Genomic DNA, 21,180 nt, shown 5'->3' on the forward strand with positions numbered 1-21,180 from the left:
AAAAAATTAGCCATTTGTATAGATTATGTTATATTTGATGTTCGTTTTTTGCTTTGTTATTCAGCGTTTCGCACAAAAATTTATCAAAGCTATTTATTGATTTAGAATTATTAATGTAACTTTTATATCTAATTTCGGCGTTTTGTAATTACGCAACGTCTCAAAGCTTCACTATTATGAATTGAATCGTATTAGAACTTATATATAAGGAGAATCATGGCAAAAGGACCAGTGCTTGTCGTTGATTTTGGCGCTCAATACGCTCAGCTTATTGCTCGTCGAGTGCGAGAGGCTAATGTGTATTCAGAGCTTGTTCCGCACTCTATGCCAGTTGACGAAATGTTAGCTAAAGATCCTCAAGCTATTATTCTTTCGGGTGGTCCTGCTTCTGTTTATGAACCGGGTGCTCCAGATATTGATCCAAAGATTTTTGAAGCGGGCGTTCCAGTTCTTGGCATTTGCTATGGCTTCCAAGTAATGGCTCATGAACTTGGTGGAGATGTAGATAAAGCTGCTCTTGGTGAGTATGGTAAAACTTCCGCAACTATTGATGATTCTGAAGGCCTGCTTGCAGATTCTCCTGTTGAGCAAAATACTTGGATGAGCCACGGTGTTGCTGTTAAGCGCGCTCCAGAAGGTTTTAAGGTGTTGGCGCACACAGATGGTGCTCCTGTTGCTGCAATGCAAGATGAAAGTCGCAAACTTTATGGAGTTCAGTGGCATCCAGAAGTAAAGCACACTCCATTGGGTCAGGAACTTATTTCTACATTCTTACATAAGTGTGCAGGGTTAGATAACAATTGGAATCCTTCTAACATTATTGAGGATCAGGTTGCTAAGATTCGCGCCGAAGTTGGGGATGCGCAAGTTATTTGTGGTCTTTCTGGTGGAGTTGATTCAGCGGTTGCTGCAGCTTTGGTGCATAAAGCAATTGGTGATCAGCTTACTTGCGTTTTTGTTGACCACGGTTTGCTTCGTAAAGGCGAAGTTGAGCAGGTTAAACATGATTTCGTTAAAGCTACAGGCATTAAGCTTATTGCGGTAGATGCAGAAGACGATTTTTTGGATGCACTTAAAGGCATAAGTGAACCAGAGCGCAAGCGCAAGATTATTGGCGAAAAGTTCATTCGTACTTTTGAAAAAGCTCAGCGTCAGGTTATTGAAGAAGCTGGTAAAACTGGAGCTGAAGTTAAGTTCCTTGTGCAGGGAACTCTTTACCCAGATGTTGTAGAATCTGGCGGCGGAGACGGTGCTGCAAACATTAAGTCGCATCACAACGTTGGTGGTTTGCCAAAAGATTTGAAGTTTAAGCTTATTGAGCCTTTGCGCACGCTGTTTAAGGATGAAGTTCGCGCTATTGGTACTGAGCTTGGGCTTCCGGATGAAATCGTGTGGCGTCAGCCTTTCCCTGGTCCAGGCTTAGGTATTCGCATTGTTGGTGAGATTACACGCGAGCGTTTGGCTGTTCTTCGCGAAGCAGATGCAATTGCTAGGGAAGAGCTTTCTAAAGCTGGTCTTGACCGCGACATTTGGCAATGCCCAGTTGTATTGCTTGCTGACGTTCATTCTGTTGGTGTTCAGGGCGATGAGCGCACATATGGTTCTCCAATTGTTTTGCGCCCTGTGAGCTCTGAGGATGCTATGACAGCTGATTGGTCTCGCGTTCCTTACGATGTGTTGGCAAAGATTTCTACTCGAATCACAAACGAGTGCCGTCAAATCAATCGCGTTGTGCTCGACGTAACTTCTAAGCCGCCTGCCACTATTGAGTGGGAGTGACAGTTTTTGATGAGAATTATCGACTGAAATATAAACATATGCTTATACAGTAAAACATATGTTTATTTTCATTAAAAACTGTAATAATTACTGTTTTTTATAAAGCACTTCGTGAAAATGGAGTGCTTTTTTCTGTATATCGGTGTGTCGAATTTTCTAAAAACAGGTAAATTTTCGAATTTTATCGATATTTAATGAATATTGTAGTAGTAAATACTGTTGTTTCTAATTGTTTATAATGTTTAAACGATATAATGAATTTTACATGAAACAACAGTATGAGCTGTAACAGTAGTTGTTGGCTGGGTGTAAAAACTACTGCTCGTAGTAGCTCTTACTACTTTGCTTCATTGCGGAACCGTGAATTTTGTAAGTGTAGTTTTACTGTGCTACGAAACTAATCGTGTATCTCGAATAGTTTCGCCTACGGTATCGTTTGCGAAGTTTGTAAGATATTTTGCCGCCAATAATTGCGTAAGCCGCTCAAACTATATCGATTAATATGGTAAGGAGAGTTACGTGGACGGAATTCTGTCAGTACTGCTCGATATTTTCAGACAGCCATCTGTTATAGTTGCGCTTATTTCTTTTATTGGGCTTGCAGTGCAAAGAAAGAGATTCTCGGATATTTTGCAAGGATCAATCCGTACTCTTGTTGGTTTTCTTGTTTTAGCAGCTGGTTCTGGAGTTATTACTGAAGCGTTGAACCCATTTGGCAAAATGTTTCAATACGCATTTCATGTGCAAGGCGTAGTCCCGAATAATGAAGCAATTATTGGAACTGTTTTATTGAAATATGGCTCTGAATCTGCGATTATTTTCTTCTTTGGAATGATTGTTAATATTATTCTTTCTATTACTTCTCGTTTTAAATTTATCTATTTAACGGGTCACGTAGCTTTCTATATGGCAAGTATGCTTGCAGTTATATTTAATGTTGCAGGCTTTAGCATGTGGGAAGTTCTTTTATGGGGCGCAATTGCTCAAGGATTGTTTACGACAATTTCTCCAGCACTGGTGCAGCCGTTTATGAAAAAAGCTTCAGGCAAAGATGATGTTGCTTTAGGTCATCCTGCTGGTACTGGTGTTGCTTTAGGTGCGTTAATTGCAAAAATTACTGCTTCAAAAAAGCGTCCTTCTAAGTCAACTGAGGATATTAAATTCCCAGCAGCATTGGGATTCTTGCGTGATACAACAGTTCTTATCACGCTTTCTATGGCTGTTATTTATATAGTAGTGGCACTTTTTGCTGGATCTTCGTATGTCGAAACACATTTATCTAATGGTCAAAACTTCATTGTTTTCGTTATGTTGAAGGCTGCAACTTTTGCTGCAGGTGTTTATATTATTCTTGCAGGCGTGCAGATTGTTCTTGACGAAATTGTTCCAGCTTTTAAGGGAATATCGGAAAAGCTTGTTAAAAATGCTCGTCCTGCTTTAGATGCACCAATGACTTTTGGCTTTGCTCCTAATGCTGTTCTTATTGGTTTCTTAGCTAGTTTCTTTGGCGGTTTGCTTGGAATGACGCTTATGGCGGTTTTGGGAACGACAATTATTATTCCTGGAATTGTTGCGCATTTCATGGCTGGTGGTGCTGCAGGAGTATTCGGTAATGGCCAAGGTGGAATACGTGGTTGCTTGACTGCATCATTTATTAATGGTCTTTTTATTACTTTCCTTCCGTTGTTCCTTTTGCCAGTGCTTGGCGATTTGGGAAGCGCAAATTCTACATATTCTGATGCGGATTATGGCGTATTTGGTGTAATACTTGGTCACGTAAATATTGTTGGCGGCCGTACTGTTCTAATTTCTGTAATACTTATTGCGCTAATATTGTTCTACTCTGTCTCAATATTTATGAATAAACGCGATTCTAATAATTTTGAAAAAGTTGAAGAAATAAAATAAGTAAGGAAAATAAAAACACAATTAAATAATTGTGTAGAAATATAAAAATTAAAAATTTTTTTACTCATTTTCTTATTTATTTGTACATTTTATTGTATGACTGGTAGGATAACAGAGTTATTAGTTTTGCATGAGCCGTTGTTACTACGCTGTGTTTTACACAAACTAGTATCAACGGCTTTTCATGTTATCGTTTAGCTAGGGGAGAGTGATAATGGTCGAAGGTGTTCCTAAATACATTGCTGTGCGAGATAATCTTCGCGCTCGCATTGATTCTATGGAAGCAAACGAACAATTGCCTCCCGAAATTGAATTGTGCAAGCAGTACAACGTTAGTCGCATTACGTTGAGGCATGCTGTAGACACACTTATTGCAGAAGGCTTGTTAGTGTGTGAGCAGGGTAGAGGAACATTCCGTGCGCCTGAAATTATTAATAGTCGTAATAAAGTGTTTATTTCGGATCGTGCGCAAGGTTTTTACGAGCAAAGGTATTCAAGCGACTCTGTTATTACAATAAAAGTTTTAGAAAATGATGTTGTTCATGATGAAGATGCTGCTACGCAATTAGGCTTAAAGCCAACGGATGAGCTTATTTGCCTAAAGCGTTTGCGATATGTAGACGGTGTGCTTTCACGCTACAGCGTTCTGTATTTACCTGCTTCGCGTTTTCCAAAGGTGTTGACTCATGATTTTTCAGAGGAATCTTTATCTGATTTCTTGAATAAAGCATATGCTGTTGAGCTTGTTGAAAGCGAAGTGTCAGTTTATGTTGAAAAACTGTGTGGCAGACTTGCTATAATACTTAATCTTGAAGACGGCACTCCTGCAATTGCAGCTAAATCAACAGTAAAAGATAGGTTTGGTGCGATTATTGCTTTTGGTGCTGCTATATATACGCCAAATTCTGGTGAGATTACTTTCCATTTGCATGCTAATTCGTAAATTTTGCATTGTGTTAGCATGAAGTTTTGTAATTGCCTGTAGAATTTTCTGCAGGCAATTTTCGTATAAGCCATTTGTGTTTGGTTTTGGGCTATAACCCTTGGTTTTCAGTTTTATATTCTGCCGGTTGTTTTGAAAAACAAAAAAGTCTTGCCAATTTCTCAGCAAGACTTATTTCGTGTCCGGAGCGGGACTTGAACCCGCACGCCTGTACAAATAGGCACTAGCACCTCAAGCTAGCGCGTCTACCATTCCGCCACCCGGACAGGTGTTTTAGACAACAGATAAGACTATAACATCTTTTTTGAGTCTTTGCTTCGGCGTGTTGAAAAATTTATGCTTTTTTGTTTTAGTAAAGCATGAATTGCTTTATATTAAGCCATTTTTCACCGCAAAATTTCCGTCGCTACTTGGTTGAAAATCAACAATATTAATCTGTTTATTTGTTGTATTTCCATCTAAATCAACGAATGAATGTTGTGGAATAGTGGAAGTGTCATGGTTTGGGTAGTCTCTTCTAAAGAATGATCCGCGTGACTCATGTCTACAAAGCGATGCCTTTAATACTGCTTGTGCAAGCGTTGACATATTGCTTATTTCCCATATTGCTGTAAGTTCTTGATTAAAAATTAAATCTTTACTATGAAGCTTTAAATTTTTTATTTTAGGAAGTAATGAAGCGCGAATTTCTTGTAAAGCTGAGTTAAGTGACTTTTCGTCGCAAGATATTGCAGCAGCTTTTTCCATAATTGTTCCAAGTTCTGAAAATAGTGCATAAGGATTATTTTCTTCGCTTGTATCTGCAGAATTACTTAGGGTATTTATATTATTTTCTGTACCATCTTGCTCAGAATTATCTTCTTTAGTAAGCGTTTTAATCTCAAAAATTTTTTGATCATATAATTTTTCTAGTTCTATGCATGTTTTGTTGTGTTCACTGTTTTTGTTGCAATCGCAGTTTTCGTCGCATTCGCATTTGCTACCAGAAATATCGTTAAGTTCTTTTGCCATTGCAATGCCAGCGCGTTTTCCAAAAACGCAAGCGTCAAGCAAAGAATTTCCTCCCAAGCGATTAGCTCCATGAACTCCAACACAAGAACATTCGCCAGCTGCGTATAATCCTTGAATAATAGTTTGATTATTGTTGTGCCACGTGTAAACTTCGCCATCTAAAGTAATAGGTATTCCGCCCATTGTGTAGTGCGCTGTTGGGCGAATAGGAACTAAATCTTTAGAAGGGTCAATATTAGCGTATTGTTCTATTGTTTCGCTAACTTGCGGCAAAACTTCTTTCATGCGTTCTTTGCCAATATTTGTCATATCTAGCCAAACGCAATCGCATTTTGAGTCAGTATTATAATCGCTTGTAGTGTCTTTAACACCGCGGCCTTCTAGAATTTCATTTTCAATAGCTCGAGAAACAATATCTCGCGGAGCTAAATCTTTATGAACTGAATCATAATTTTTCATAAATGATTCGCCATTGGAATTTTTTAATACTCCACCTTCTGCTCGAGCTGCTTCAGAAAGTAGCATTCCGGTATGCCCAAGACCAGTAGGGTGGAATTGTATAAACTCGCAATCTTCAATCTGCAAGCCTGCTTTCAAAGCTAATGACATTCCGTCGCCTGTTAAATCCCAAGAATTTGATGTTGTAGAAAATAGTCTTCCAGCTCCGCCTGTAGCAATAAGAACTAATTTTGCACGCATAGAGCGCAATTTGCCTTTGGTAAGATCAAAAGCTACAATGCCTTCAACTTTGTGTGATTCTTGGTCTATAGCAATATCTGTAACATATAAATCTTCAATAAAAGAGATGTTTTCAGCAACGCATTTTTGCCAAAGGCTATACAAAATTTGATGACCAATCCTATCTGCAGCAAAAGCAGCACGCGCAATTGGTTGCTCGCCAAAATTGGCAGTATGACCGCCGAAACGACGTTGGTTAATATGGCCATCTTTTGTGCGAGAAAATGCTACGCCATCATGTTCAAGCTGAATAATTGTTTCTGCAGCCTCTTTTGCAAGCAATTTAGCTGCATCCTGGTCGCTTAACCAATCTCCGCCATGAACAGTGTCATAATAATGCCACTGCCAAGTATCGTGTTCAACGTTTCCTAGGCTTGCAGCGATTCCACCTTCTGCTGATCCTGTATGAGATCTTAAAGAAGGTATTTTAGAAATCACTTTTATTGAAGGAGATTTTCCTTGTTTTTTCAATGTTTTGTATTCGCAAGATTGAACCAACCCAAGTGCTGCAGACAGTCCTGCTGCTCCGGCTCCAATAATAATTGCATCGTAGTATTCGCTTGATTGCATACTCTTATTTTCTCATAAGCATAGTCTTGCGGAATGCGTGTTATGCCACTTTTTGCTGCTTTATAACAAAATCTTCATTTTTTCTAAATATAGTTCCTTCCAACTCTAAAAGTGTGATTGCTCCAGAAACTTCTGCAATAGATGGAATTGTGTCTAATTCTTCTTTCTCGTATGAAAGCTTAATAATTTCATAAATGCTATCAATGTTTGAATTTTCACGTTTGCGCTTACATGTAAGAATCGCATTAATAATATGCTTTTGTATTTCAGTATAATTTTCTGATTCACTTGAATTTAATACTTGCTCTTCCTGAACATTGTAGGTTTTATCGCTATTATCAGAGTTGTTAAAAGAGTTGCTTTCTGCTGTTGTTTTACTACTAGCAGTTTTATTCAAAGCTCTCGCTATGTAATGGTGAGATTGTGGGAAAAGAATATCAACATCTTGTTGACCGCACACCATTATTGCTTGTGAATCGTGAATAATTTTATTGCATCCAGCGTTATGAGGTCGATTTATATCTCCTGGAATCGCATACAACTCGCGGTTTAAGTCTGTGGCCCATGTTGCAGTATTCAAAGCGCCTGATTGTAGTCTTGCTTGCGCTACAAGAACTTTTGAAGATAATGCTGCAATAATTCGGTTTCGTAATAGGAATCTGTGCCCGACTGGAGTAGTGTCGGGGCACAATTCGCTTATGCAAGCACCGCCTTTTTCTATAATTTCATCAAAAAGCTGAGAATTGCTTTGTGGACCCATATGGTTCAATCCGCCTGCAAAAACTGCAATTGTTCTTCCGATTGGTTTGTTTTCGCCTGCCTCTGTTTGAGCGTCAATTGCGCCCCAGTGGGCTGCTGCATCAATTCCATAAGCGCCGCCAGAAATAATAGTATGCCCTTTTGAAGCGCAGTCGTAAGCAAAACGATACGCTAATTCTCTTCCGTAATCTGTGCAAGATCTAGATCCTACAATTGCAAGCGGATTATGGCATTGAATAAGTGCTTGAGGGTTTCCAATACCCCACAGGCATAATGGTGGAGAAAAGTGGCTTTGAAAAGCCAGATCTTGTAATTGCTTTGGCCAATACTTACTGTGAGGTGCAATAATCCACTGCTTTCCTGAATTAGTGAACCATTTACATAATGCGTTTGGCTCCCAAGTTGGTAGATGTGTTAGTCTAACGCACCATTTTGCGAGAGTGTGGTGTAGTGCTTCTAAAGTTTGTGTATTGTTGTTGTCTCTGTATCCCCATGACTTTAATCCCTTATTAAAATAAGATTCTAAAGTTGTTATTGAGTGGTGTTTGCTTATGTGCTTCCACATAGTAGATGTTAACTGTTGGCTTTTGCTGCGCTTGTCTTTAGATAAGCTAATATTATCCGCGTTTTCTTTAATAGCTTCTTCAATATTTTCTTGGGCTGTTTCTTCGCTAGTTTCTTCACTAATAATAGGAAGTTGCATTTGTTGAGCAGAAGATTCTTGCTGTTGGGCTAGGAAACTTTTAACAATAGGATGCAGCAGTTTTACAATATCGTTAGCATGCTGCGCTCCAAGTAAAAGCGTGTACATAATGGCGTCTGCTCCTTCTAAGCAGAACGTTAGTATTGCGCGAGAAAGTGTTTCCTCGTCAATTTCAATAACATTATCAATGCTATTTTCGCAATTTTTATTATTTACATTATTAAGATTGCTCATATTCGTGTCCTTAAACTAATAGCCTGAGCCATGTCTGTCATGTCTGGGGAACTGTGTCCAGAAAGATCTGCTAACGTCCAAGCAAGTCGCAACGCTCTGTCTGCTCCTCTTAAACTTAATTGGTGTTTTTCTAATGCTCGATTAATAAGCCCAACAGCCTGTTTAGAAGTGTATTTTCGAAGCCATGTTCCGGAAGCTTGAGCATTGCAATCCCAACCTTGCTTGCTGAAACGAGTTCTAGCTACTTGACGTGCTTCTGTTACATTATTGCGCATCATTTCACTTGTAAGAGTTGTGCTCGCTTCTTCATTCGGTCCGTGAACTTGATTGTTTTGGTTTGGTATAACAATTCTTTCCACAGGTGGAACATCCATTTGAATATCAATGCGATCAAGAATAGGTCCAGAAAGTCTAGAAAAGTATCTAGCGCGTTCTCGCTCTTTGCATGTGCATCGCTCTCCGTTTCCGTATGCGTAGCCGCAAGGACAAGGATTTGCTGCAATAACAAGCTGGAATTTAGCAGGATAAAGCGTAGTTCCTTTTGAACGCGAAATAGCAATATGGCCGGATTCCAGCGGCTCTCGAAGTGTTTGCAAAACTCTTGGTGAAAATTCTGGAGCCTCGTCCATGAACAGTACTCCGCAGTGTGCGCGAGTTATAATACCAGGTTTTGCAACTCCCGTTCCGCCTCCAATAAGTGAAGCTGCTGAAGCTGTATGATGTGGCGCTTCAAATGGTGGAATGTCACTAATGCCATAGTATGGTAGCGTGCCGCAAAGTGAACGAATAGATGCGACTTCAATCTGTTCTTGTTCATTAAGAGGACACATAATGCTTGGTATTCGAGATGCGAGCATGGTTTTTCCGGATCCTGGAGGGCCAATCATCATAACGTGATGCCCTCCGGCTGCAGCAACTTGAAGAGCCCACTTTGTGTGTTCTTGCCCAATAACTTCGCACATGTCTCCAATCTCATATTTTGAATTGACTTGTAGTGGTGAAGTGCTTTGATCTTCTAATATTTCAGAGTGCTCACTATTTGTATTGTCTTGCCCATTTCGTTCTAAAACTTGCATGTGCTTATAAACTGGGTCTTCTTCAATAAGTTTTAGGGACTCTTCTTGCAAAGTTCCATGCAATTCGGTTACTAAATCATAAATATGATGTATTCCAATAGTCTCAATACCTTCTACTAATTGCGCTTCCGCAAGATTTTCTTGAGGAATAATCATGCGCTTAAAATGCTTCTTTTTTGCGTAAAGAGCAATAGGAAGCATTCCTTGTATTGGAAGAACTGTGCCGTCAAGATTTAGTTCTCCTAAAATAACGGTATTTTCAAGTTCAGAAAGTGGAATATATTTTTCGGCGCTTAAAATACTTGCTGCAATAGCAAGATCGTATGAAGATCCACTTTTAGGCATTGAAGCAGGAGACAAGTTTACTGTTACTCTACCTTCTGGCCATTTGCAGTGTAAGGCATGATGAGCTGACTTTACTCGTTCTCTAGCTTCGCTTAGAGAAGTGTCTGGAAGTCCTATTATTGAAAAGTTTGGCATATTGCCAGACATAAATGCTTGAAGTTTAATCGTAAAAGCTTTAAGTCCAATAAGTCCAACTGATAATGCGTTTCCAATACTCATTAGAATGCTCCTGGAATATGAGTGAATTGAATATTGCTGTTGTTATTTATTTCTTCTAGCGCTTGAATCATGCATGCAGAATCGCTGTACGTGTATTTGTTTATAACAAGAATTGATACTGCATCAAAACGAATACGGTATCTGGGTATGTCAGTGCCGAATTTTTCTATCCACTGCATGCCTGCTTTACGTAATTTATTACGCTTATCCTGGTTTATTGCTTCAAGTGGTGTGCCGCAACGTACGCTTCTTCGAGTTTTGACTTCCACGAAAACTAATTTTTGTTCCGGCGTAATCATAACTAAATCTAATTCTCCTTGACGCGAATGCCAGTTCCTGTCAATAACATGCCAACCTTGTTGCATTAGGCGCAAAGCGGCGTATGTTTCGCCAAGTTTTCCAAGCTCTTTGCTGTCAACAGAGTCTGATTGAAGCTCGTTTGATACTTGTTCAAGTTTTTCTTGTAAAAATACTTGAGCAGTCTCAGCGTCATCAATCTCGTCAAACGAGATAATTTCATCGTCAATAATGTGTTTTTGTGTAATCATGCTGCTATTTTCTGTTCTTATTGAGCAGTAATCCAGATTTTTTGAGCATTGTGGATAAAAGCTATATACGGCGTGTTGTATTAGAAATTCACTATATTTTCTGTATTTTTCTTAAACAAATTTCGCTATTTTTTGCAAATTGTTAATTCGTTATAGGTAATTTTGATAACTGTAGGTATGTACGAATGAACCATAATGGCATACTGTCGTTATCACTTAAATAAAAGTGTAAACAGAAAACAGAAAAGTAAGTGGATGCACAAAGCAAGCTGAAGCAAACTAATCTACTGTTTAAAAAGTTGAAAAACTGGAGGGGTATTATGAGCGCTACTGAAGAATTGCAAGGAAAGTATCATTTTGAAACATTGCAATTGCATGTTGGCCAAGAGCAGGCGGATCCTGCAACTGATTCTCGTGCAGTTCCTATTTATCAAACAACAAGCTACGTATTCCATGATTTTGATCATGCTGCAGCTCGTTTTCATTTGCGTGACGCTGGAAACATTTATGGTCGTTTAACGAATTCTACTCAAGATGTTTTTGAGCGTAGAATTGCGGCTCTTGAAGGTGGAACTGCAGCTTTGGCTGTTGCTTCTGGTGCTGCGGCTGTTGACTATGCGGTTCGCAATATTACGCAGCAGGGCGATCACATCGTGTCTTCAAAGAATGTGTATGGTGGAACTTATAACCTTCTTCGTCACACTCTTCCTCGAGATGGTGTAACAACCACTTTTGTTGATCCTAAGAATCCTCAAAACTTCGAGGATGCAATTCAACCAAATACAAAGCTCGTATACTTTGAAACTTTCGGTAATCCTAATGCTGATTTGCCTGATTTTGAGGCTATCTCAGAGATTGCGCATCGACACAACATTCCTGTTTTTGTTGACAATACTTTTGCAACTCCATATCTTTTCCGTCCGCTTGAGCATGGTGCAGATATTGTAGTTGAGTCTGCTACGAAATTTATTGGCGGCCACGGCACAACTCTTGGTGGCATTATTGTTGAAGGTGGCAATTTTGATTGGGCTAAAGTTCCTGGAAAATTCCCAACTCTTACTGAAGCTGACCCTAGCTATCATGGTTTGAACTTCTATGAAGCTTTAGGATCTGTGGCTTTTGTGACTCGTATTCGTGCGATTATTTTGCGCGATACTGGCGCTTGCATTAGCCCGTTTGCTGCGTTCTTGCTTTTGCAAGGCACGGAAACCTTGAGCTTGCGAGTTGAACGTCACGTTGAAAACGCGTTGAAGGTTGTGAAATATTTGCAAACTGTGCCAGAAGTTGAATCTGTAAGTCATCCTTCTATTGAAGGTCGTTCTGATCACGAGCTTTATAAGCGTTACTTCCCGAACGGCGGCGGCTCTATTTTCACGTTTGATATTAAAGGTGGAAGGAATGCAGCTCGCGTATTTATTGACAATTTACAGCTTTTCTCATTGCTTGCAAATGTTGCTGACGTGAAGTCATTGGTTATTCATCCTGCATCTACTACTCACTCTCAGGAAACTCCTGAAGAGTTGGAAGATCAGGGCATTCATGAGGGAACTATTCGCTTGTCTATTGGAACTGAACATATTGACGATATTCTTGCCGATTTGCAGCGCGGATTTGACGCGGTTCGTAAAGCAGGTCTTGCTTAAAAAGAAAAGAGAAAGTAAAGCAAAAGTTATTAATTAAAAATATTCCTGGAGATCCATTACCGTTTTATTCGGAGCGCATTCGTATTTGTATGCGCTCCGATTTTTTGTGTATATTCTTTAAATTTGCGCATCATACTTTAGGATGAGACGCTAATTTTTTCTAAATAATTTCCGCCTTACGTACGATGGTAATCAGCCGTATTTTCCCGTAAATTTAAGTATTAGCAATAGATAACTATGCGATTACTACTTTTTAAGAAAAGGAGCAGTTATGAACAGTCCGTACGAAGTAAGCTCATACGAGCAAGAAAATGCTTTAGATTTTAGAGCAGATTTTAACCAAAACTTGATTGGTGAAACAGCGGTTGCAGCTTTGCACGTTGTTAAAGATTTTGGCAAGGGTGCAGGCATTGTTCACGCTTTGCGAGATGTTAGTGTAAGTTTTGAGCGTGGCAAGTTTACTGCGATTATGGGCCCTTCTGGTTCTGGAAAGTCAACTTTAATGCATTCTTTGGCTGGTCTTGATAGTGTTAATTCTGGAAAAGTTTTGGTAGATGGCTTAGATATTACAGGCATGAGCGATAAGCAGCTTACGCTTATGCGCCGCGAAATGGTTGGGTTTATTTTCCAAAGTTTTAATCTTCTTCCAATGTTTAGCGCTGAGCAAAATATTCTCATGCCTCTTACTTTGGCAGGCAAAAAGCCAGATAAACAATGGTTTAATGCTTTGGTTAATACTCTTGGCTTGCAAAATCGCTTAAAGCATAGGCCTGCTGAGCTTTCTGGTGGTCAGCGCCAACGTGTTGCAATCGCTCGAGCTTTAATCTCTAAGCCTTCCGTAGTTTTTGCGGATGAGCCTACCGGTAATCTCGACTCTGCTTCCAGCTCAGAAGTTTTGCATTTTTTGAAGAAGTCTGTAACGGAGCTTGGTCAAACTGTGATTATGGTTACGCATGACGCTGTTGCAGCCTCTTACGCGGATCGAGCAATCGTGTTTGCAGATGGTCAAATCGTTGAAGACGTGCAAAATCCTACTGCGGAAGGTATGAGCAAGATGCTTATGGAACGCAGTGAGGCTGGTATTAGTAATCAGTCTGCTCAATTGCAATAAAAGGTGGTGAAGTTAGAATGTGGAAAATCGCGCTAAAACTTATGCGTAAAAGCGTACGCATGCTAATCGCCTCTGGAATTGCAATTCTTATAGGCAGCATGTTTATGAGTGCTACTTTGCTTTTTGTAAATAGTGTTGACGACTTGATGGTTCGCAATGCAACGGAAGAATTCCATAGCGCAAATTATGCAATCTCATCTAAAAGCTCTAACAGTTCTCCGAATAGTGGAATTCATTATAAAGACCTTCATTTAGACGAAATATCGAAGATGCCTGGTGTCAACGGTATTCGTAGTAACGATGCGACTGCGCTTGTAAGAGTAGAAAAAGGTGATAAATCAGTTACGAGCGCTGCTTGGTCTAGTGGTTTGTATGGAAATCTTCCTGTGTATAAATCAACAGAAGGTAGAGATCCGCAAAAAATAGGCGAAATTACGCTTATTAAAAGTATTGCTAAATCCATACATGCAAACATTGGCGATACTATAACTTTGGTTAAAGTAGATGACACTGGCGGAAATAAAGAAAAATCGTACGATGTTCGTGTGGTTGGTCTTGTTGACGATGGAGAACATTCTCAAATACCATTTTCAAATCGCGGCATATATCTTGGCGGCGTAACGAACGATTTTTGTGCAAAACTCAACAATCTTAAGAATTTTGATGATCAAGTTGTGCAAAGCAAAGTGTATATGAGCATCGATGAATCTAAAATAAACGATTTATCTCCTAAGATTAGTGCTTTGCTTCCAGAGCAATTTTCTCTTATGTCTAGGCATGATGTTGGTGTAAGAGCTGTTCGAAATGTGTCCAACGGCACTAATTTTGTAACCATGTTCTTGCTATCTTTTGGTGTTCTAGCGTTGCTTATTTCTTCGCTTGTTATAGCAAACACATTCCAAGTTTTGGTTGCTCAACGCAGACGCACTCTTGCGCTTTTGCGCGTAATTGGCGCACAATCGCACCAGCTTTATGCGGCAGTTTTACTTGAAGCTGCAATACTTGGAGTTATTTCTGCAGGTGTTGGCGTGCTTTGCGCAATAGGATTTATGGGCGCAATTAGTAACTTGAATATTAATTCTGGACCATTATCTAAGATTCCTTTGATTGTTTCACTTCCGGCGGTTGTGTGGCCAATAGTAATTGGTGCGATTGTAACAGTTCTTGCATCTATGGGTGCTGCTCGATCTGCTACAAAAGTAACGCCTATGGAAGCGTTGCGTCCAATGGATTTGATTAAAGATAAACGTGCAAGCATTCTTCGCTCTGTTTTTGGCGTTCTATTTATTGTTGTAGGTATTTTATTTACGGCTTTAAGTGCTACTTCTTTGGCAAGCATGATTGCTCAGCAGTCGCCTAATGCTGGTGCTGACTCTTGGAGAACTTTGCTTGTGGCAGTTTTTGGATGCGCGCTTGTGTTTATTGGAATTATTATTACAGCAACATTCTGGATGCCGTTTGCTATGAAGGCAACTGGCGCAATCATGGCACTTTGTGGGCCTGCATCTAAAGTTGCCAACGCAAACGTGCAACGAAACCCTAGAAGAGTTGCTGCAACTGGAACGGCTTTGCTTATTGGCGTAACGCTTGTTTCTACAGTAGTAACTGGCGCAATCTGCGGTAAAGCAACTCTTAAAGGTGTTGTTGATGACCGTTACAGTGTTGACATTATTATTCAAGGCAAGAATGTTGATGAGTCTTTAGCTGCCGATATTTCAAAGATTAGTGGAATAAAGCATACTGAGTTGCTTCCTGCAGTTCCTATGACTTTTAAGAACGCTAAGGGCAAAACTGAGTACGCTATGGCAGCTGGAGTTGATAATGTAAATCAGCTTCGAAATGTGATGCACACTGACCTTGATGGCGTCAATATAAACAGGGATTCTGTGCTTTTGCCTAAGTTTAATGATGAAGGTGGAAAGCCTTTTGATCTTAAAAAAGGAAACCTTAATCTAAAAGCTTACGTAGAAAAGTACAGTTCTGGTGAAACAGACAGTAATAATATTACGCCATTTACTGGCATGAATACAGACTCTAGTAATAACGATAAGAGCATTACTGTAAAGCAAGTTCAGTTTAAGACGTATCGAAATATTGGTGTGTATTCAAATAATACTGCTTTTGTGAGCAAATCCTACTTCAATAACTACCTTAAGCCTACAACGCATATGCTGCTTATTTCGGTAGATTCTAGCAAAGCTAATCTTATAGATATTGCTAAAAACATTCAAAATGTTACATCTAGCTATGCGGAGGTTATGGCTACTGGAAGCGTGTTTGAGCGTGCAAAGTGGGAGAGTGCTATCGATGCAATGATGATGGTGCTTGTTGGCTTAATAGCAGTAGCCGTTGTGATTGCTTTAATAGGCGTTGCAAACACATTAAGCTTGTCTGTTATTGAGCGAACTAAAGAATCTGCAACTTTGCGCGCAATAGGCATGACAAGGGGACAGGTTAGAAGGTCGCTTGCGTTGGAAGCAACGTTGATTTCCTTAACAAGCACTGTTTCAGGCTTGATTGTTGGAACGGCGTTTGGGTGGATTGGGTCCTACATGGTGTTTAGCGTAATTGGCAAAGTTCCGTTTGTAGTTGATTGGACTATTTACGCGGTTCTTGCTCTAATCGCTTTGCTTGCAGCGCTTCTTTCCAGCGTGCTTCCAGCTCGTAGAGCGGTGAAGTCTTCGCCAGTAGTTGCGCTCGCGGAGGACTAAATTTCACAAAAACTATATGTGAAAGATAGTCTGTAGAAGTTAAGTTGCAGAAAATAAAGATAATGCCGGTGTGTAAATTTTACGTGCCGGCATTATCTTTTTCTTAAGCGTCTTCGACACGCAGAAAAAATTTGTATTATCGTTATTATTTTTTTATTAAAATGTGTGCATAATTATGCGAAGATTATAATATTATGTATAGAAATGGCATTTTTTATTAAAGATATTCAAAAATAATACGATTATTATTCATAATGACAAGTTTTGCCGGAAATTTTCCGAATAAATAGCGTTGAAAATGTATTTATTTCTTTGTTATGCTCAAAATGACTGCTGACATAAGTTAGACATGAAGGCCGCTACGAGCAAGGAGTAGAAAATATGGTAACGGTCAATAAAAAATCTGCCGCAGCAATTGCAGGAATCTTATTGTTAATGCAAAGCCCAATGCCAGCGTGGGCGCAAGATGCTGCTGATGAAGTACAGAATGTACCAGCTCAAACAGAGGCGACTGTTAAAGCGTCTACTGAAGAAGCAATTGAAAAAGCTGAAGAGCAAGTTCAGCAATTAGAAGATCAAATTGAAGCGTATAAGAAAAAAGTTGTAGAATTTGACGATCTTTTAAGTAAAATCTCTGAAACTGAAAAAATAGCTGAAAACGCTGTGAAAGATAAGGAAAAGGAACTTCTAGAAGCTCAAAATGCACTTAAAATGGATTCCGAAGCTGCAAAAGCAAAGGTTGCGGAATTTGAAAAATCCAAAAGAGAAAAAGAGAGCGATCTTACCGGATTAAAAGAAGCATACGAACTTTTAAAAAAGCAATATGATAATGCAAAATTAGCTCTTGATGGTTTGCAAAATGACGAAGAAGAAAAAAGTCAAACAAAAGAAAGAGCTGCATCTAGCATAAAGCAGTATGAATCGCAGATTTCAAATCTTCACAAAGAAGTAGATTCTCTTAAGGAATCTATTGCAAGTGATTCTGCTCAAGTTAAAGAGTATGAAACAAAAATGACTGATTTAGAATCTGCATTAGATAAAGCTGTTAAAGAAAATAATGGTGATATTGATTCTATAAATAATCAGCTTAAAAAAGTTTCTGATGATCAAGCTTTGCTTTTTAAAAAAATCGAAAAAGATAAGAAATCTGTAGCTGATAAAGAAAAAACTGTGAAAGAATTAGAATCTCTTTTCAAAACAGCGCAGCAAGAATTTGAAAAAGCAGATGAAGAACTTAAAAAGATTAAAGATCAAATTGATAAGTCTAAAAAAGATGTAGCCAATAAGCTCGAAGTTTCTAACAGTAAAGATTCTGAAGTAAAGAAAGCAGAGTCTGAAATAAAGCTTCTTGATAATATTATTGAGAACTATAAGTCAGTTGACAACAAAGAGGAACTAGGCAAAAAAATTGACTCATTAAGAAATGGTGTTGAGGGTGCTAAAGCATTTAAAAATAATCAGCCTGATGCAAGAGCTAATAACAATAAGCAAAAGAAGCAAGCTGAAGATTCTTTAAAGGAAGCAGAAAAGAATCTTGAGGCAGCTAGAATTAAAGTTACTACTCTCAAAGCTCAATTGGAACAGGAAAAAGCTAAAAAGAATCAGCAAAATAGCAGCAGTTCTGCTGGCAATAATGATGCCAAAGAATCTGAAAAACAGACTGCTCCTAGTGTTCCAGCACCTTCTGAGTCTAAGAAAGGTAGTGAATCTCAAGAGCATGCTGCTCCAGTTCCTGCACCTCCAGTAGTATCTGTTCCGGAAGTAACTGCTCCAGTTCCTGCAGTACCTGAAGCTAATATCCCAGCTCCGTCTGTTAAAGCACCAGCTATGCCACCTGCTTCTGTTGTTCCATCTGCTCCTGTTACTCCTGCAGACCCAGTAGTTCCAGCAGTTCAAGTTGAAGATAATTCAGCTCCTGCTGTTTCTGAAGATGCTACAGATAAGCAGTCAAAGCCTGTTGAAAGTAAGACTGAAAGCAAGCCTGTTGAAAGCAAGCCTGTTGAATCTGCAAAGCCTTCTGCAAAGCCTTCTGCAAAGCCTTCTGAATCTAATGTGCCTAAAGAAAACGCTAAAACTGCAGAAAGTGCGGAAACTTCCGAAAATAATGATGTTCAGGATCGTCCTGCTAACGAAACTGACGAAAAGATTTCGGATACTGAAAGCGAAAAGCCACAAGCTCAAGCTAGTGCTACATCCGAGAACAAGTCTTCTGGCAATATGCTTAGCACTATAATGTTGGGTGTTTTGGGTGCGCTAACCATTTCTGGTGCGGCTGCTGCAGGCGTAACATTTATGCGTCACCGTCGCTTACCGAAAGCATAAATTAAAAAGCTATTAGGTATGTTGATAATTTAAATTTGCGGCTATTCGTGCATTATGCATTAATAGCCGCATTTTTTATTTGTTTTGTATGGAATTTTATAGGTTTTGCAGTGGTTTATCTTCATAAGAATAATGTAAAACGTACCCACCTATTAAGCCTTTGGTATCAATACGACACTCTCGACGTGGATTGAGTGAACGGGTAGTATATTTACACTTTTTTGAGTGCACGCTATGAATATTGAGTGCACTTTTTAACGATAGGAAAATATCGCAAAAGGTATACCATTTAGCTTAATAACTTGATTTTGAGTGCAAAATATTACTATTGCTTCTTATAACCTATAGCAACATTACCTGTTTTATTAAGTCCTGGTACTTTAAGAACATCAGAGCCTGGCTTGTTTTTTTAAATCAAATTTCCCAACTAAAAATAAAGCTTTAAGCCCTGGACCAGGTAAATTAATGTCGCCAACAATATTCCCTCATAAACGAAGCAATCACCTGCAAATCTTCACCCTCATAATATTCAACAAGCAACTTCTTAAACTCAGGAACCTTATTTTCTGGAATAACCAACAAGCCACTGCCGTGAGAAATCAAATAATGATTCGCAAAAATCACAGAAGCCCTCTTATTTCCATCTAAAAATATCTGCGACTTCATACAATAAACGCATAATTCAATCGCAATATCAATAGGCTCTTTCCTTCCAACTCTACCTTCAACATTCTCACCATCTTTCTCACATTCAACAATATTCCTTATTTTTTCTTTAACATCTATTTCATTAGGAATAGGCGGAATATAAGTAGATCCACCAATCGCAACAGGAACACCCCTAATACGACCGCCATCTAAGAAAAAACCCTCATTAACAAGCTTCGCTATATGACTAAGCATGTAATAATCAGACCTGCTTAACACAACATCCTCGTCTAAAATAAACTCCCAAGCATGCTTCAAATTCAAGATTTTTTGAACATCACTCGCAGAAACACCAAACACTTTCCCGTTATCTATAATCTCTTCAGTTTGAGGAAAAGTAGTAGCAACGCCTTCCAAAACCGCCTGATCGTAAATATTCGCCTTTAAGTTAGCCCTTGCAAAAGCAATATTGTTCACCAAATCAGCAGATAACTCACTATTAGAATATCCAGCATTCGCGAGCTGCCTTACTACAGTGCGAAGTTCCTTACGCAATTGCCTAGATTCACTTGCATTGCGAAGAAGAAGATTATACAAATCGTCCGAATACACACCAACATATGTAGACGTCAACTTTCCCGAAACACGCTTTCTGGTGTATAAATATTTACCATCTCCACGATTTTTGATTTCAGGAGTACCGTCATACGCAAGCAAACTCAAGCGAGCATTAATATCAGCCTTTTTTCTAAGCAATTCTTGCACATCATCATATTTTGCAGCCATCTTCACACTCCTTTTTCACATAAATTGGGGAACATTTACTTAAATAAAATACCATTTTGTTCCCCAATAATCAATAATGTAGGGAACTTTTTTACAATTTTTACACCGATTTGTTCCCCAAAATATAAGCAAATAGAGCACGCAACCAGTAGGCTTAAAGGTAGCAAAATCACATCTAGAATCTCGAGAAGTAAGCTTAAAGCCACCGCACGCTAAACCTTTTAACGATAACACTCGCTAACCCCTGCTACACAAGTGCAAATTTGCGCACAACGTGGAGCATCAATGTAGAGAGAGCAATCAGGTGATATAACTCCTGGATATTGCTTTAGCTCTTCACACAATCCTCCGTATGCGTCAAAATTTCTCTGAACTTTATGTCATACTCATAAAAGCAAACAAAATCTCGCTTATCACTGCTACGCTGCCTTCGTAAAAACGGTACAGTATTTACCCAAGCTACTTAAACCACGTCTGCTAATGACCGCCAGATTTCAATCGGATATGATTATCACAACTTTCCAAGTAAGATAAATTAACGTAAAATGAGTGAAAATAGTCCGTCTACGACAGTAGTCATCTGCTTGGCTATATAAATTTAAGGAGGTTGTAATGAAGAAATCTGTATATCAAGCTATACGATTATTCCTTTTTTCATTATTACTCCCTCTTTTAGGACTAATCCTTAACTCACTTAGATTGTTTAACCCAGAAATTGCTTATGACTCACCTGTTTTATTGGTTTTCATAGCTCACGTATTTGGTTTAACAAGACTTGTACTTTACTCAATCGTTGTCAATCAAAAAACACTCGAAAACTTAGGAGTTTGTAAAACCATTGCCATAGCGCTTATCGCACCAGCCATTGATTTATTGATATTACAAGAGTCTCCTCGGCAATTGGGTAATAGCTGGACTTGCACGTATATTACATTTTTTATAACTCTTGAATGTATTCCAACTATAATTCCAATCATTGTTAAAGAGTTTTTACGAAGAAGAAACAAAAAGCACAAAGCCTAAAATACACCCACCTAATCAGACCTTGACATCAACACAACGCTTTCGACGTAATTAGTTGAAAGACAGAAGTCAAGCATGCAAAAGCTGTTGGGCTTCTTGTATA

At 39.0% G+C, this 21,180-nt stretch carries 13 protein-coding genes and 1 tRNA gene; 8 read left to right on the forward strand and 6 right to left on the reverse strand.

What is annotated here, in order from left to right; all coding sequences use genetic code 11:
• Positions 1–216 precede the first annotated feature (216 nt).
• The 3 genes from guaA (at position 217) to ACLD6A_RS01005 (ending at position 4,630) form a co-directional block, all read left to right on the forward strand.
• Positions 217–1,779 (forward strand): glutamine-hydrolyzing GMP synthase, encoded by a 1,563-nt coding sequence (guaA, locus tag ACLD6A_RS00995; protein ID WP_410313324.1) that lies wholly within the window; start codon positions 217–219, stop codon positions 1,777–1,779.
• Between the two features lie 519 nt (positions 1,780–2,298).
• A complete protein-coding gene (locus ACLD6A_RS01000) occupies positions 2,299–3,687 on the forward strand; it encodes a PTS ascorbate transporter subunit IIC (protein ID WP_410313325.1) in 1,389 nt (462 codons plus the stop codon).
• A gap of 214 nt (positions 3,688–3,901) precedes the next feature.
• The gene (locus ACLD6A_RS01005; RefSeq protein ID WP_410313326.1) at positions 3,902–4,630 is read left to right on the forward strand and encodes a GntR family transcriptional regulator; all 729 of its coding nucleotides are present in this window, start codon (positions 3,902–3,904) and stop codon (positions 4,628–4,630) included.
• 179 nt (positions 4,631–4,809) lie between these two features.
• Here ACLD6A_RS01005 and ACLD6A_RS01010 read toward each other — a convergent pair.
• The 5 genes from ACLD6A_RS01010 to ACLD6A_RS01030 all read right to left on the reverse strand — a co-directional run bounded on the left by ACLD6A_RS01010 (position 4,810) and on the right by ACLD6A_RS01030 (position 10,833).
• Positions 4,810–4,896 (reverse strand) — tRNA-Leu (locus ACLD6A_RS01010).
• Between the two features lie 103 nt (positions 4,897–4,999).
• Positions 5,000–6,949: an FAD-binding protein gene (locus ACLD6A_RS01015; RefSeq protein WP_410313327.1), complete on the reverse strand. Its 1,950-nt coding sequence runs from the start codon at positions 6,947–6,949 to the stop codon at positions 5,000–5,002.
• Between the two features lie 40 nt (positions 6,950–6,989).
• Positions 6,990–8,645, reverse strand: a complete 1,656-nt coding sequence (gene dprA, locus ACLD6A_RS01020; protein ID WP_410313328.1) for a DNA-processing protein DprA — start codon at positions 8,643–8,645, stop codon at positions 6,990–6,992.
• Positions 8,642–10,285, reverse strand: a complete 1,644-nt coding sequence (locus tag ACLD6A_RS01025; RefSeq protein ID WP_410313329.1) for a YifB family Mg chelatase-like AAA ATPase — start codon at positions 10,283–10,285, stop codon at positions 8,642–8,644. Before ACLD6A_RS01025 ends, dprA begins: the two co-directional genes overlap by 4 nt.
• The gene (locus ACLD6A_RS01030) at positions 10,285–10,833 is read right to left on the reverse strand and encodes a YraN family protein (RefSeq protein WP_119521359.1); all 549 of its coding nucleotides are present in this window, start codon (positions 10,831–10,833) and stop codon (positions 10,285–10,287) included. Before ACLD6A_RS01030 ends, ACLD6A_RS01025 begins: the two co-directional genes overlap by 1 nt.
• Before the next feature lie 320 nt (positions 10,834–11,153).
• Between ACLD6A_RS01030 and ACLD6A_RS01035 the strand changes: the two genes are divergently transcribed.
• The 4 genes from ACLD6A_RS01035 (at position 11,154) to ACLD6A_RS01050 (ending at position 18,620) form a co-directional block, all read left to right on the forward strand.
• On the forward strand, positions 11,154–12,476 hold the full coding sequence (locus ACLD6A_RS01035) for an O-acetylhomoserine aminocarboxypropyltransferase/cysteine synthase family protein (RefSeq protein WP_410313330.1): 1,323 nt from the start codon (positions 11,154–11,156) through the stop codon (positions 12,474–12,476).
• Between the two features lie 271 nt (positions 12,477–12,747).
• Positions 12,748–13,587 (forward strand): ABC transporter ATP-binding protein, encoded by an 840-nt coding sequence (locus ACLD6A_RS01040; RefSeq protein WP_410313331.1) that lies wholly within the window; start codon positions 12,748–12,750, stop codon positions 13,585–13,587.
• Positions 13,588–13,604: 17 nt separating this feature from the next.
• The gene (locus ACLD6A_RS01045) at positions 13,605–16,298 is read left to right on the forward strand and encodes an ABC transporter permease (protein ID WP_410313332.1); all 2,694 of its coding nucleotides are present in this window, start codon (positions 13,605–13,607) and stop codon (positions 16,296–16,298) included.
• A 381-nt stretch (positions 16,299–16,679) separates the two neighbouring features.
• A complete protein-coding gene (locus ACLD6A_RS01050; RefSeq protein ID WP_410313333.1) occupies positions 16,680–18,620 on the forward strand; it encodes a chromosome partitioning protein ParA in 1,941 nt (646 codons plus the stop codon).
• Positions 18,621–19,082: 462 nt separating this feature from the next.
• On the opposite strand, the gene ACLD6A_RS01055 is transcribed toward ACLD6A_RS01050, so the two are convergent.
• On the reverse strand, positions 19,083–20,054 hold the full coding sequence (locus ACLD6A_RS01055) for a cell filamentation protein Fic (RefSeq protein WP_410313334.1): 972 nt from the start codon (positions 20,052–20,054) through the stop codon (positions 19,083–19,085).
• Positions 20,055–20,666: 612 nt separating this feature from the next.
• Between ACLD6A_RS01055 and ACLD6A_RS01060 the strand changes: the two genes are divergently transcribed.
• Positions 20,667–21,077 carry a hypothetical protein gene (locus tag ACLD6A_RS01060; protein ID WP_410313335.1) on the forward strand — a complete coding sequence of 137 codons (411 nt, stop codon included), beginning with the start codon at positions 20,667–20,669 and terminating at the stop codon, positions 21,075–21,077.
• Positions 21,078–21,180: the final 103 nt, after the last annotated feature.

The sequence above is a fragment of the Gardnerella sp. Marseille-Q9691 genome (genome assembly GCF_046507715.1).
Classification (GTDB): Bacteria; Actinomycetota; Actinomycetes; order Actinomycetales; family Bifidobacteriaceae; genus Bifidobacterium; species Bifidobacterium greenwoodii.